Below are 14,038 nucleotides of genomic sequence, written 5' to 3'. Positions count from 1 at the left end.
CAGCAAGTTTCTGCAAGAATCGCCGATCGTTACGCCCACGTGTCCTGGACGTTGCCGCACGGTAGTTGACAGGCGAAGACCCTGAATCCTTATGTCCGGTTCGCCCTGTTACCCGACCGTCGGAAAATACGCTGGGTTGCGGCAAGGCCCTTGCAGCAGACTGGACGGATGCTGATCCGAGCCGCCACGCGAGAAGACCTGCCGCTGCTGTGCGCACTGGAACGGGCCGCCGGGGCGCCGTTCGCCGCCGTCGGGATGCCGGAGATCGCCGAGGACGAGCCGCCCACCCCGGAGGAACTCGCCCGCTACCTGGACGAGGGCGTCGCGCTGGTCGCGCCCGGCGCCTGGGGAACACCCGTCGCGTACCTGCTGGCCGAGCCGGTGGACGGCGCCCTGCACGTCGAACAGGTCTCGGTCCACCCCGGCCACGCGCGGCGGGGGATCGGGCGGGCGCTGATCGAGCACCTCGCGGCGGGCACCGACGCGCCCGCGCTGACCCTCACCACCTTCGCCGACGTGCCGTGGAACGCGCCCTACTACGCGCGCTGCGGCTTCCGGCCGCTCGCCGACGGCGAGATCACCCCCGGCCTGCGGGAGATCCGCCGCCGGGAGGCCGAGCACGGCCTGGACCGCTGGCCCCGGCTCTGCATGCGCCGGGAGCTCCCGGCACGCTGACGGCCCGGCCCGGCCGGCTCATGGCGCGGCCGGCCGGGCTCCGGGGGGCGAGGAGCCTCACCGGGGGCGAGAGGCGGGGCTAGGGGGCCAGGGGCCGCCACGGGCCCCGCGCCGCCACCGGGCCGGCTCAGCTCACGCCGAGGCGCAGCACGGTCGTCGAGCGGAACTCCTCCCCCGGCCGCAGCTCGGTGCTGGGGAAGTCCGGGTGGTGCGGGGAGTCCGGGAAGTGCTGGGTCTCCAGCGCGATCCCGGCGAACGGCCCGTACGGGACGCCGCTCGCGCCGGTCACCGCGCCCTGGAACTTGTTGGCCGTGTAGACCTGCAGCCCCGGCTCGGTGGTCAGTACCTCCAGCGTGCGGCCGCCGACCGGCTCCTCCAGCAGCGCCGCCCGGGCGGGGGTGCCGTCGGCCGGACGCGGGCGCAGCACCCAGTTGTGGTCGTAGCCGCCGGGACCGGTCAGCTGCGGGTGCTCGTCGTGCACCGACTTGCCGATCGGCCGGGCGACGGTGAAGTCGAACGGCGTCCCGGCCACCGGCTCGGTGCGGCCGTAGGGGATCTGGCGCTCGTCGGCCGGGGTGTAGGCGTCGGCGTCGAGGGTGAGCAGGTGGCCGAGGATGTCCCCGTTGCCCTCGCCGGCGAGGTTGAAGTACGCGTGGTTGGTCAGGTTGATCACGGTCGGCCGGCCGGTGACGGCGCGGTAGGCGATCGTCAGCTCGCCGGCGGAGGTCAGTGTGTAGTCGACGGTGACGTCGAGCGCGCCGGGGAACCCCTGGTCGCCGTCGGGGCTGTGCAGGCGCAGCCGGACACCGGTGGGCAGTTCCTCGGCCTCCCACATCCGGTGGGCGAAGCCGTCCGGGCCGCCGTGCAGGGTCATGCCGCCGCCGGTCGGGGCGAGCGGGTGCTCCTCCCCGTCGATGGTGACCTTGCTGCCGTCGATGCGGTTGGCGTAGCGGCCGACGACGGTGCCGTAGTGCCGGGCCGGGCCGAGGATCTCGGCCAACCGGTCGGAGGAGAGCAGCAGTTGCCCGGTCCGGCCGGCCCGGTCGGGGCCGCTCAGGGTGTGCAGGGTGGCGCCGAGGGTCAGCACGCTCGCCTCGTACGGGCCGGCCCGTAGGGTCCAGCGCTCGATCGCGGCGCCTGCGCCCGCGGGTTCGAGGGGTTCGTGCCGCACGCTGGTCGGCTGCGAGCCGTTCGCCGGGGGCGTCGACATGTCCTGCTCCTCACTGACGGCCGCGGCGTGCCGCGGCCCCTGGTACCGGGTCCGTCCGGGGCCCGCAGCCCCGTGGGCCAGCCTAGTCAGCGGGCCGGTGGCGAGGGCGCTCATGTCGCCCCCGCGCGCCGTTGTCCCACTGCCGTCCGCCGGTCCCTCGCGCGGCGCCGCTCCGCCGCGCCGCGCGCACCGCCCCGGGGTACCGGTCCGACCCGCCGCTCCCCCAGGCGCCGCGTCGGCCCGTACCGCCGGGCTGGTTCGTCGTGCTGATCCCTGGTGCCGTGCTGGGTCCGTGCCGCCGGGCTAGTCCGCACTGCCGGGCTGCTCGGGCGGCATGCCGAGGGCCGAGGCCAGGCCGTCCGGCCCGCTGCCCGCCTTGCGGTAGACGGCCGCCAGCCGCCGGTTGACCAGGCTCAGGTGGACGCCGAGCTCCTCGGCGATCCGCTGGGCCGGCAATCCGCGGACGGCGAGCCGGGCGACGTCCCACTCGGGCTGGCTGAGGATCTCCCGGACGTCCGCCAGCCGGTTGGGCCGCAGGCCGTAGTTGGCCAGCTCGCGGCGGGCCTGCTCGACCAGGCCGTCGGCGGCGCAGTGCTGGGCCAGTTCGATGCCCTGGTACAGGTACTCCTGGGCGTCCTCCAGCCGGCCGACCCGGCGCAGCGCGGCACCGAGCTCCACCAGGGCGACGGCGTGCTCGTACCCGGCGGGCGACTGGCCGAGGTGGCGAACGGCCTGCTCCAGCAGCTCCACCGCCTGCTGACCGTCCTCGATCTGGGCGTGCAGCCGCAGCGCGGTCCCGATCGCCGAGGCGGTGCCGAAGCGGCGGGCGTCGCGGACGGACCGCTCCGCGTAGGCGCGGGCGCTGTCGGGTTCGTCCTGCGCGAGCGCGATGGCGAGGTGGCCGGCCCAGGGCGCCCAGACGGTGTTGTGCCAGCCCCGGGCGTCCAGTTGGGCACCGGCCTGGGTGAGCGCGGCGGCGGCCCCGGCATTGCGGCCCTTGGCGAGCAGCAGCTTGCCGTAGAGCGAGGCCGCGTCCGGAAGCACCATCGCGGTCTCGTGGTACGGCGGGCTGAACCCGAAGCCGCTGGCGAGCTCCCAGGCCTCGTTGATCCGGCCGCGGGCGATCAGGGTGTCCACCAGGACGCCGACCGCGTCCCAGGCGAGCGGCAGCTTGGGGCCGATCCGCTCGGAGAGCCGCAGCGCGCGGCGCAGGAAGTCCTCGGCCTCGGCGAGCAGGCCCCGGCGGAACCGGGCCAGGCCCATCAGGAAGTACGCGAAGCCGCGGTGCGCGCCGCTCCAGCCGGCCACCTCGAACTGGACGATGGCGTCCCCGAAGAGCCGCTCGGCCTGCGCGATGCGGTCGCTGTAGGTGTACGAGAGACCGAGCGTGGCGGGCAGTTCGAAGCCCCAGGTGTTGTCGGTCCAGCCGAGGCCCTTGGGCAGCCGGCCCTGGTCGAGCACCTGGTCCGCGTGGCGCAGCACCTCGGCGGAGGGCTCGCCGCGCAGGGTGAGGTCCCAGGCACGCAACGCGAGGACCGCCCGGTCGGCGGCCTCGCGGCCGGTGAGGCTGCGACAGAGCGCGCCCAGCCGCTCCGAGCGGCCCGGCCCGTCCTCCTCGGACTTGCGGTAGGCGTGCCACATGAACGAGGCGGCCTCCAGCCGGAGCCGACCGGCCGGGTCGCCGACCGTCTGCTCGGCCTCCTCCTGGCAGACCCGCGCGGCCTCGCCGAGCTGGCCGCTGTGCGCGAGGACCTCCGAGAGCCGGAAGGTGGCGTCCACCCGCAGCGCGGGGCGCAGCGGGCCCTCCTCGGGGTCGAGCGCGAGCCGCAGCTGGTTGACGGTCGCGCCGGGGTCGGTCAGCAGGGCGGAGCAGCCGAGCTCGTAGAGCACCTCGGCGCGGTCCTCGTCGTCCGGCGGCTCGGCGAGCGCGCGGTGCAGGCAGCGCTGGGCGGCCTCGGGCGCGCCGATCATCAGGTGCTCCTGCGCGGCCCGGCGCAGCTTGCGGACGGTGCGGTCGTCGCCCTCGCCGGGGAAGGTCTCCACCAGGTGGCGGGAGGCCGCGAGCAGGCCGAGTCCGGCGTTCTCGATCTCGGCGGCGGCCACGCCGTGCATCCCGGTGCGGGTGGACTCCGGCATGGTGTTGTAGATCGAGCTGCCGATCAGCGGGTGGACGAACTCCAGGTTCCCGTTGGGCGTCTGGGTGAGGACGCGCTGGCGGCGCAGCTGCTTGATGGATTCGCGGGAGCCCTCGGCGCTCTGGGTGGAGATCCGGGCCGCGAGCTCGGGCCGGATGTCGGTGCCGAGCATCGCGGCGGCCCAGGCGAACCGCAGGGTGGTCGCGCCGAGCCGGTCCAGCCAGCGCTTGAGGGTCATCCCGGTGGCGTCGACGGCGAGTTCGCGCAGTTGCTGGGAGTTCTCCTCGACCGGTTCGAGCGCCTGGTCGCGGACCTGGTCGAGCAGGGCGACGGCCTCGTAGGGATTGCCGTTGACGACGTTCCAGAACTCGTAGCAGAAGGAGTCCTCGGCCTTCGCCCCGAACTCGGCGCGGATCATGTCGGTGACGGAGACCAGCGAGAGCCTGCTGAGCTCGTGCCGGCGGGTGGCGAGCCCGGTGACGGCGCACCGCTGGTCCTGGGCCTCGGGCTGCCAGTCGGCGGCGTCCTCCCGGTAGGCGAAGACCAGCAGGACGGGCAACTCGCGGGCCCGGACGGCGAACTGGGTGAGCCAGCCGAGCGATTCGAGGTCGGCCCAGTGCAGGTCGTCGACGATCATCACCAGCGGGGCGCGCCGCGGGGCGAGCTGGGTGAGGACGTAGTCGAGGCCGTCGCGCACGCCCTGCGGATCGAGTCGGCGGGCCCCGCTCTTCGGCTGCTTGAGGCCCATGGCCGGTCCGACGACCTCTTCCCAGGTGCCCATCACCTGCCGGAACTCGTCGGGGGCGAGGTCGCCGAGGACGGGCTGGAGCAGCTGGCGCAGGACGTGGTACGGCTCGTTGAACTGGCGCTCGCCGCCGCGGGCGAAGAGCACCGTGGCGCCCTCGCGGAGCTTGGCGATCCGGCGGACCTCGTGGAGCAGGCTGGTCTTGCCGATGCCGGGGCGGCCGGAGAACGTGAGCAGCTCGCCGATCTCGGTGCCGCCGGCCGCGAACTCCCGGCAGAGCTTCTCCACCGCGGCTTCGGCCGACCGGAGTTCGGCGTCGCGGTCGCGCAGCCTGACCCGGGGTGACAGGGCGTCCGCGTCCTGCTTCTCCGCGCCGGCCGCCTCCGCCCGAAGTTCGTGTCGCTGCTCGGTCACCGTCGTGCCTCCGCCTCACCGTTCCCTGCCCGTGGAGCCGAGATTAGCGCCGCTGAGGGCGCGTTGCGCAGCATTCGCGCAGGCTGGGGCCGAGATTGAGGGTTCGGACGGCTTGCCAAGGGCAATTGCCCTATATCCCTAACGTCCGATCATTGCATCCGATACTCTACGGCATTCCCACCGAGTTGATCTTCCTTGTGGGACCCCCTGATGGAAACCCGCCGCACCAACTCCCCCACAATCAGCACGAGTACCGCCAGCGCCCCCACCCTCCGCCGCACCGGGAGTCCGATGTCTGACGACACCTCACTTCAGATTCCGTTCCCGCACCGCCGCAGCCCGCACGGCCCGAACGCCGCCGAGCTGCACCGCGCCTGGCTGACCCGGCATCCGCTGCTCCCGGATCCGGCGCACCCCTCCTACGCCCACTGGGACGTGGTCGACCTCGCCGCCCTCGGCTACCCGGACTCGGGGCCGGACGAACTCGCCCTGGCCGCCGACCTGATGGGCTTCTACTTCCTCTTCGACGACCAGTTCGACGGCCCGCTGGGCCGGCGCCCCACCGAGGTCGCCCCGATCTGCGAGCGGCTGATCGCCGTCCTGCACGGCGCCCGCCCCAACGCCTCCTCCCCCGTCGAGACGGCGTTCGCGGACCTCTGGGACCGCAGCGTGAGCGGCATGCCCGCCCGCTGGCAGGCCCGCGCGGCCTACAACTGGGAGTGGTACCTGGCCAGTCACCCGGCCGAGGCCGCCGGACGGATCTCCGCGCGCCCGCCGGACCGCGACGGGTACCTGGTGCTCAGGCGAGGCACCGCCGCGATGGAGACGATCTTCGACATGGTGGAGCGGCTCGGCAACTTCGAGGTGCCCGCCGCCGTGCTCCACCACCCGGTCCTGCGTCAACTGCGCCAGCTCGCCGCCGACATCCCCTCGCTCAGCAACGACGTCCGGTCCTTCCCCCTGGAGGCCCCGCGCGGCGACGTCAACAACCTGGTGATGATCGTGCAGCGGGAGCGCCGCTGCTCGGCCGAGGAGGCCTGCGCCGTGGTGATGGCCGAGGCCCAGCTGATGGTCGAGCGCTGCCGCCAGCTGCACGCCCAACTCCCCGACGTCTTCCGGGAGCTGGGCCTGGCCCGGGTGGAGCGGGCGATCGCCGGGCGGTACGCCGACGGCCTGGTCACCTGGCTGGCCGGCTACCTCAGCTGGGAGTCGCGCACCGGCCGGTACCAGTCTGCCTGAACCGGACCGCCCCGCGCCGGCCGGGCGGTCCCGAACGCCCGGCCCCGGCCGTGGCGGGAATCGGCCGGAACGCGCACCCTCCGTGGACCGCTCCCGTACGGACGGTAGCCGCGGGGCGCCGTCCGCGGCTAGGGTGCCAGGGCGTGTCCGACACGCCCAGCGGCGGGCGCCCCGGCGGCGCCCCGCCCGCGTGCACGGCCGCACCCCTCCGCCGGGCCGCCGGTGCGGCCCGGCGCACCGCCCGGCCCGCGTGCCGCGGCGGTGCCCCGACAGCGCGAGGAGACACCCAGCACATGACGGTCTACCTGCCCCCGGGCCAGCCCGGAAGCATCGTCGCCTACCGGCCCCGCTACGAGCACTGGATCGGCGGCCGCTGGACGCCGCCGGTCCGCGGCGAGTACTTCGAGAACCCCAGCCCGGTCACCGGTGAGGTCTTCACCGAGGTCGCCCGCGGCACCGCCGAGGACATCGAGGCCGCGCTCGACGCCGCCCACGCCGCCGCCCCGGCCTGGGGCCGCACCCCGCCCGCCGATCGCGCCCAGGTGCTGCTGCGGATGGCCGACCGGATCGCCGACCACCTGGAGGAGCTGGCGGTCGCGGAGACCTGGGACAACGGCAAGCCGGTGCGCGAGACGCTGGCCGCCGACCTGCCGCTGGCCGTCGACCACCTGCGCTACTTCGCGGGCGCGCTGCGCGCCCAGGAGGGCGGCCTCTCCCAGCTGGACGAGGACACCGTGGCGTACCACTTCCACGAGCCGCTGGGCGTGGTCGGCCAGATCATCCCGTGGAACTTCCCGATCCTGATGGCGGTCTGGAAGCTCGCCCCGGCGCTAGCGGCCGGCAACGCGGTGGTGCTCAAGCCCGCCGAGCAGACCCCGGCCTCGATCCTGCTGCTGGTCGAGCTCACCGCGGACCTGCTGCCGCCCGGCGTGCTCAACGTGGTCAACGGCTTCGGCCTGGAGGCCGGCCGCCCGCTGGCCTCCAGCCCCCGGATCCGGAAGATAGCCTTCACCGGCGAGACCACCACCGGCCGGCTCATCTCCCAGTACGCCAGCGGCAATCTGATCCCGGTCTCGCTGGAGCTCGGCGGCAAGAGCCCCAACCTGTTCTTCGCCGACGTCGCGGCCGAGCAGGACGCCTTCTACGACAAGACCCTGGAGGGCTTCGCGATGTTCGCCCTCAACCAGGGCGAGGTCTGCACCTGCCCGAGCCGGGCGCTGATCCAGTCCGCCGTCTACGACCGCCTGCTCTCCGACGGCCTGGAGCGGGTGCGGGCGATCCGCCAGGGCGACCCGCTGGACACCGCGACCCAGGTCGGCGCGCAGGCCAGCGACGACCAGCTGAAGAAGATCCTCTCCTACATCGAGATCGGCCAGGCCGAGGGGGCCAAGGTGCTGACCGGTGGCGAGCGGGCCGACCTCGGCGGCTCGCTGGCCGGCGGCTACTACGTGACGCCCACCGTCTTCGAGGGCGTGAACAGCATGCGGATCTTCCAGGAGGAGATCTTCGGACCGGTCCTCTCGGTCACCCGCTTCGAGGACTTCGACGACGGCATCGCCCAGGCCAACGACACCCCGTACGGCCTCGGCGCGGGCGTCTGGAGCCGGGACGGCGCCACCGCCTACCGAGCCGGGCGGGCGATCCAGGCCGGGCGGGTCTGGACCAACTGCTACCACCTCTACCCCGCGCACGCGGCGTTCGGCGGCTACAAGAACTCCGGCATCGGCCGGGAGAACCACAAGGCCGTGCTGGAGCACTACCAGCAGACCAAGAACCTGCTGGTCAGCTACTCCCCGGACGCCCTGGGCTTCTTCTAGGCCGGGCGCCGGACGCCCGGCCGGGCACCGGGCGCTCCCGACGGACGCGAAAGGCGGAGCGGGAAGTCGGACCGGCCGACTTCCCACTCCGCCACCACTCCCCGTGGTCCGCGCCGCGGCGCCCCTGCGAGGCGCCGCACCGCGGTTCTCCCGAGCTCACCCGCCGAGCAGCCGCGCCTTCGCGGTCGCGAACTCCTCGGGGGTGAGCAGGCCCTGCCGGGTCAGCCGGCCCAGGTCGAAAAGCATGTCCGCGATCTGCGGCCCGACCGCCGGAGCACCCGCCGCTCCGTCCGCCGGCTCCTTCACCGGCTCGTTCACCGATACGGCGCCCTCGGCCACCGGCCCGCCCGGCGGCCGGCCGGCCGCGGCGCCCAGCACCGGTCCGCGCACCAGCGGCGCGCCCACCGGCCGCTGCACCCGCACCGGCCGGATCGGCCCCGGGGATCGGATCACGGCGTCCTCACTTCCCGGCCGCGCGGTGCGCCTCGGCGGCGCGGACGGCCTCGTCGATGTGCTCGGGCGGGATCCGGACGCCCGAGGCGATCCGCCCGCCGACGGCGCTCAGGGCCTCGGCGGCCTCCCGCGCCCAGACGTGCTCGATCAGCACCAGCAGCGCCACCGTGCCCGGCACCAGCAGTTCGGCCGCCTCCTGGGCGTCCTCCGGCCCGATCAGCGGCAGGTCGGCGTGCCCGTCCGGGACGATGCCGCGCAGGTCCTCGTAGTCGGCGAGTTCGCCGTACGTCGCCTCCCCGTCCACGTGCCGGGTGACCACCAGCGAGTCGACCACCCGGATGTCGCCCCCGGTGCGCAGCTTGCCGAACACGGTGGCCGCCTCGACGGTGATGGTCTGCCGGGGGAACGCCAGGACGAGCAGTTCGGCCGGACCCATGGGACTCCCTTCCGCGAGCAAATCACCCATATCGGGATCAAAGCACATGAATACCGAAAATCACCGACGCGCCGCCGACATGCCCGGACACGCCCGGCGGACGCCTTAGACAGGAGTCCCGTCCCCCTTCACCCTGGGAGAAACCGTGACCATCGCCATCGCCAAGCTCTCCGACCCGACCGTCCGGGCCGCCGTCGCCGCGATCAACGCCAACGACCGCGCGGCCTTCACGGCCCTGCTCACCGAGGACGCCACGATGTCCGACGACGGCGCCGACCGTGACCTGGCGGACTGGATCGACCGTGAGATCTTCACCAGCCGCGGCCACATGGACGTCCAGTCCGAGTCGGACGGCGGCCGCGCGCTGATCGCCAACTACAGCAACGAGACCTGGGGCGAGATGCGCACCGCCTGGCGCTTCGTCGTCGACGGCAACCGGATCAGCCGCTTCGAGACCGGCCAGGCCTGACGCCGCTCAGGACAGCCCGAGGCAGCCGCGCACCGCGTGGATCAGTTGGCGGGAGCGGACGTCTCCCGTCACCCCGGGCTGCATGCCGTTGGTGACGTAGCCGAACCCGAGGCCGAGCTCCGGGTCGGCGAAGCCGAGCGAGCCGCCCCGGCCCGGGTGGCCGAAGCTCGCCGGCGAGGCCATCAGCGCGGTCGGGCCGTGCCGGAAGAAGCCGAGGCCGAACGTCGAGTTGACGATCAGTACCCGGTCCGGCCCGCTGACCACCGGCCCGGCCGCGCGGGCCAGTACCTCCGGCCCCAGCAACGGTGCCGGCACCGTGCCCGGCGCCCCGCCCTCCCGGTCGGCCGCGCCGACGAGCGCCGCGTAGAACCGGGCCAGCGCCCGCGCGGTGCCGATCCCGCCCGCCCCGGGGATCTCGGCGGCCTGCACCGCCGGGTCGTTGAGGTCCACCCCGGGCCGCACCGAGGCGAACGCCCGGGCGGTCAGCGAGGCCGGGTCCTGGTAGGCGTCCCGGACCACCTGCTTGGGGCGCAGGCGCAGCCCGCTCGGGCCGGTCCGGGCGGCCTCCGGGGCGGGGAGGTCCACCAGCCGGCCGACCCGCGGCGCGGCGCCGGCCGGCAGCCCGATCCACAGGTCGAGGCCGAGCGGCCGGGCGATCTCCTCGGCGAAGTACTGGCCGACCGTGCGCCCGCTGACCCGGCGGACCACCTCGCCGACCAGCCAGCCGAAGGTGTACGGGTGGTAGCCGTGCGCGGTGCCGGGCTCCCAGGCCGGCGCCTGCGCGGCCACGGCCGCGACCGCCCGCTCCCAGGTGAGCACGTCCTCCAGCCGCAGCGGCACGTCCAGCGCCGGCACCCCGGCCTGGTGCGAGAGCAGCCAGCGCACCGGCACCCCGCCCTTGCCCGCCGCGCCGAACTCCGGCCAGTACGAGACCACCGGCGCGTCCAGGTCGAGCTGCCCGCGCTCGGCGAGCAGCAGCGCCGTGGTCGCGGTCAGGCCCTTGGTGACCGAGCGCAGCACCTGCGCGGTGTCCGCCGTCCACGGCACGGCCGGCGCGGGCCGGCCACCGACCTCGGGCCGGGCGTCGCCGCCCCACAGGTCGACCACCTTGCGCCCGCGCACGTACAGCGCGAACGCCGCGCCGAGCTCGCCGTACTCCTGGAAGTTGCGCGAGAAGGCCTCCCGTACGGGCTCGAAGCCCTCGGCCGTCTCGCCCCAGATCTCCGTCACCGCGCGCCCCCGGAGTCGTCCGAATCCTGTCGTGCCCGCGTTCGAACCGGGCCCGGAAACCCTAACCTGTCCGTCATGACCAACCCTGCGGATGAACTGCTGGACGTCGTCGACGAGCACGACCGGGTGATCGGGACCGCCCCGCGCGGGGAGGTGTACCGGCGGGGGCTGACCCACCGCTGCGTGTTCATCCTGGTCCGCGACCGGACCGGGCGGATCTTCGTGCACCGGCGGACCGACACCAAGCTGTTCGCGCCCGGCTTCCACGACATGTTCGTCGGCGGCGTGGTCGGCGCCGGCGAGACGTACGCGAGCGCCGCCGTCCGCGAGGCCGAGGAGGAGCTCGGCGTCAGCGGGATCGAGCCGCGCCCGCTGTTCAAGTTCCTGTTCCGGCAGGAGGGGCTCTCCTGGTGGTGCGACCTGTACGAGGCGCGCTGGGACGGCCCGGTCGCGCCGCAGGAGTCCGAGGTCGCCTGGCACGCCTGGCTGACCCCGGAGGAGCTGGACGCCCGGCTGGCGGCCGACGCGTTCGTGCCGGACGGCCTGGAGGCGTACCGCCGCTACCGGGAGCGGCACCCGGCGCGGTAGGCCCGGTTCCCGGCCAGCGGACAAGATCCACGGCGGCCGCCCGGGCCGGATAGGGTGACGCCCATGGCTTCCCGTACGCCGTCGGCGGCGCCCACGTCCCCGCGCACCGCCCGGAGCAGCGGCCGGGCCGCCGGCCGCACCGGCGCCCCGGACGGCGCGACCCCGGACCTCGCGGCACCCGGCGGCACCGCCGCCGGCGCACCGGCCGGAAAGGGCGGCGAGCGCCCGCGCCGGCGGCTCAGCGTGGACGAGCGGCGCGAGCAGCTGATCGCCGTCGCCCTGGACCTCTTCAGCCGGCGCCCGCCCGAGGAGGTGTCGATCGACGACATCGCGGCCGCCGCCGGCGCCTCCCGCCCGCTGGTCTACCACTACTTCCCCGGCAAGCAGGCGCTGTACGAGGAGTCGCTGCGCCGGGCCGGCCGCGAGCTGGCCGGCCGCTTCGAGGAGCCCGCCGACGGCCCGCTCTCCGAGCGGCTGTACCGGGTGATGGGCCGCTACCTGGACTTCGTGCAGAGCCACGGTCCCGGCTTCGCCGCGCTGCTGCGCGGCGGCTCGGTGGCGGCCAGCGCCGGGACGTCGGCGGTGATCGACGAAGTCCGGCGGGCCGCGCACGACCAGATCCTGAGCCACCTGGCGGTCCCCTCGCCGAGTCCGGGCCTGCGGCTGACCGTCCGCGCCTGGATCGCCAACGCCGAGATCACCTCGCTGGAGTGGCTGGGCGAGCGCTCGGTGCCGCTGGAGGAGCTCCAGCTGCACCTGGTCCAGGAGTTCGTCGCGGCCCTGACGCTGACCGCCGCCCGGGAGCCCGCGCTGGCCGCCGAACTCGCCGGCTTCTTCGCCGCCGAGCGCCCCGCCGGCCCGGCCGGGCGGCTGGTGCGCGAACTCGCGGGCCTGTTCGCCGTTCCCGGCATCGCGGACGCGGTCGCCGCGCTGGCGGTCGAGCCCGCGAACTGAACCGGCGGACGCCGGTTCTGCCACAGCGGCGGCCTCTGATAGGAATGGGCACGGATCTGACGCCGCGCCGGTCACGAGCGCGCCGGATCCGCCGAACCACCAACGCACACGCAGCAGAGCGGGGGGCTCATCAGTTGACCCAGGACGGCCAGTTCACCACGGAGGCCAATCCCTTCGCCCCGGCGGAGCAGGTGTCCGCGACGCTCGGCGCGCTCACCGAAGCCCTCTTCGAGAAGCACACCTCGCGCCACCCGGCGGCTTCGCTGACGGCGCTGACCGCCGGAGCCCACCCGGCGGCCGAGGCCCTGTTCAACCTCCCACTGGCGCCCAACGGTCCGGTGCACGACGCCGTCGACCGGCTCGGCACCGTGGTCACCGCCGGGACGGCCCGCCCGGGCACCGGCGCCCCGCTGGCCGAGCTGGCCGGCGACGCGCTGCTCGCGCGGTACGGCGGCGGCCCGGTACGCGGCGCGGTGGCCGACCGGGGCACCGCCACGGCCGCGCTGTTCGGGCTGCCGGTGGCCGGCGAGGTCGCCGCCCCCGAGCTGCGGCCGCCGTTCGCCGCCGCGCTGGCGGCGCTCGCCGCAGGACAGCAGACCCGGCAGCCGGTGGAGCTCGCCACCGGCGCCGGCGCCGAGGTCCGCCTGGTCGTCCCGCCCGGCTTCCACCCGCTGACCTCCCCGGGCGGCCCGGTCGGCGTCTCCGCCCGTACCGTGCCCGCCGGCCCGGCCGGGGCCGACGCGGTGGCCACCGCCAAGGGCGTCGACCCGGCCACCGGTGCGGCCGCCGCCGAGCTGACCGCGCACCTGGCCGAGGTCGCCGAGGAGCTGTTCAGCGGCACCGGTCCGGCGCCGCGCCGCGACTTCGCGGTGATCGCCGCGTCCCTGGCCGACACCATCACCGCCTCGGGCACGGTCTACGCCGGGCTCTGCGCCCTGGAGGTGGCCGGCCGGCCGACCGAGGCCACCCTGGTGGTCTCGCTCGCCCGCCACCCGCTGCCGATCTCCGGGCTGGCCACCGAACTGGCCACCGTCCGCCGGCACGCCGAGGTCTGGACGGTGCTGCTGCCGGCCGGCCCGGCCGCCGTCCTGGTCGAGGGCCGCAGCGTCCCCGTCCCCGGTCCGCTCGCCGACGACGGCCGGCGCCGCTGGGCGGTCACCTCGGTGGTGGAGGCGTTCGTGCCGCTGCCGGACGGTGTCTCGGTGCTCTGCGTCCAGCTCACGACGGCGCAGCAGCAGGACTGGGAGCTGTACACGGAGGCCTTCGCCGAGCTGCTGAAGAGCGTCCAGTTCGGCTGGGACGGCGTGGCCGGCCAGCTGACCCCGCCGGTCCGCGCCTTCGCGCCGGCGCCCGCCGCTCCCCCCGCCCACGGCGTCCCCGCCGAGCCGTACCCGGTTCCGGCCCCGACGCCGGCCCCGACGCCCGCTCCGGGGGCCGAAGCGCTCGCCGCGACGGCCGGGTTCGCCGCCGAAGCCGTCCCGGAGCAGGCCGCCGCGCCCGTTCCGGACGACGCCACGCCGCTGCCGGTCCACCTGCGCGGCACGCCGGTCCGGGTCCCCCCGGCCGACTTCAACCCCTTCGCCCCCGAGGCCGACCCGACGCCCGTCGAGCCCCTCCTGGTGCCGGACGACAGCCCGGAGGCGGCCGAGCGGCGCCCCAAGGGCACGCCGGTG

11 protein-coding genes and 1 pseudogene are annotated in these 14,038 nt (G+C 75.0%); 7 read left to right on the top strand and 5 right to left on the bottom strand.

Translation table 11 applies throughout. From position 1 onward, the window contains the following. Positions 1-168 precede the first annotated feature (168 nt). Positions 169-675: a GNAT family N-acetyltransferase gene (locus ACZ34W_RS16635; protein WP_465604647.1), complete on the top strand. Its 507-nt coding sequence runs from the start codon at positions 169-171 to the stop codon at positions 673-675. Positions 676-802: 127 nt separating this feature from the next. Here ACZ34W_RS16635 and ACZ34W_RS16630 read toward each other — a convergent pair whose 3' ends face one another. Further along, on the bottom strand, positions 803-1,885 hold the full coding sequence (locus ACZ34W_RS16630; RefSeq protein WP_329490753.1) for an aldose epimerase family protein: 1,083 nt from the start codon (positions 1,883-1,885) through the stop codon (positions 803-805). A 303-nt stretch (positions 1,886-2,188) separates the two neighbouring features. Continuing rightward, positions 2,189-5,179 (bottom strand): ATP-binding protein, encoded by a 2,991-nt coding sequence (locus ACZ34W_RS16625; protein WP_329490752.1) that lies wholly within the window; start codon positions 5,177-5,179, stop codon positions 2,189-2,191. A gap of 291 nt (positions 5,180-5,470) precedes the next feature. On the opposite strand from ACZ34W_RS16625, the gene ACZ34W_RS16620 reads away from it, so the two are divergent. Together ACZ34W_RS16620 and exaC are read left to right on the top strand one after the other, a co-directional pair. Next, entirely contained in the window at positions 5,471-6,418 is a 948-nt protein-coding gene (locus ACZ34W_RS16620; protein ID WP_465604642.1) for a terpene synthase family protein, read from the top strand. Positions 6,419-6,711: 293 nt separating this feature from the next. Further along, positions 6,712-8,235, top strand: a complete 1,524-nt coding sequence (exaC, locus tag ACZ34W_RS16615) for an acetaldehyde dehydrogenase ExaC (RefSeq protein ID WP_329490750.1) — start codon at positions 6,712-6,714, stop codon at positions 8,233-8,235. A gap of 156 nt (positions 8,236-8,391) precedes the next feature. Here the strand turns inward: exaC and ACZ34W_RS16610 are convergent, their stop codons facing one another. Both ACZ34W_RS16610 and ACZ34W_RS16605 read right to left on the bottom strand, forming a co-directional pair. Beyond that, positions 8,392-8,688 (bottom strand): SHOCT domain-containing protein, encoded by a 297-nt coding sequence (locus ACZ34W_RS16610; RefSeq protein ID WP_465604639.1) that lies wholly within the window; start codon positions 8,686-8,688, stop codon positions 8,392-8,394. A gap of 7 nt (positions 8,689-8,695) precedes the next feature. Then, entirely contained in the window at positions 8,696-9,124 is a 429-nt protein-coding gene (locus ACZ34W_RS16605) for a DUF6325 family protein (protein WP_465604636.1), read from the bottom strand. 145 nt (positions 9,125-9,269) lie between these two features. Between ACZ34W_RS16605 and ACZ34W_RS16600 the strand changes: the two genes are divergently transcribed. Continuing rightward, positions 9,270-9,593 carry a nuclear transport factor 2 family protein gene (locus ACZ34W_RS16600; RefSeq protein WP_329490747.1) on the top strand — a complete coding sequence of 108 codons (324 nt, stop codon included), beginning with the start codon at positions 9,270-9,272 and terminating at the stop codon, positions 9,591-9,593. A 6-nt stretch (positions 9,594-9,599) separates the two neighbouring features. Here ACZ34W_RS16600 and ACZ34W_RS16595 read toward each other — a convergent pair whose 3' ends face one another. Beyond that, on the bottom strand, positions 9,600-10,823 hold the full coding sequence (locus tag ACZ34W_RS16595; protein WP_465604632.1) for a serine hydrolase domain-containing protein: 1,224 nt from the start codon (positions 10,821-10,823) through the stop codon (positions 9,600-9,602). Positions 10,824-10,898: 75 nt separating this feature from the next. Between ACZ34W_RS16595 and ACZ34W_RS16590 the strand changes: the two genes are divergently transcribed. The 3 genes and pseudogenes from ACZ34W_RS16590 to ACZ34W_RS16580 form a co-directional block, all read left to right on the top strand. Continuing rightward, positions 10,899-11,411, top strand: a complete 513-nt coding sequence (locus tag ACZ34W_RS16590) for an NUDIX hydrolase (RefSeq protein ID WP_329490745.1) — start codon at positions 10,899-10,901, stop codon at positions 11,409-11,411. A gap of 63 nt (positions 11,412-11,474) precedes the next feature. Further along, positions 11,475-12,365, top strand: coding sequence for a TetR/AcrR family transcriptional regulator (locus ACZ34W_RS16585; protein ID WP_329490744.1), 891 nt, complete (start codon positions 11,475-11,477; stop codon positions 12,363-12,365). Positions 12,366-12,499: 134 nt separating this feature from the next. Further along, a pseudogene (locus tag ACZ34W_RS16580) lies at positions 12,500-14,038 on the top strand (hypothetical protein); the annotation flags it as partial.

The sequence above is a fragment of the Kitasatospora sp. NPDC022856 genome (assembly GCF_055561235.1).
This window is presented reverse-complemented; position numbering and strand designations above follow the sequence as displayed.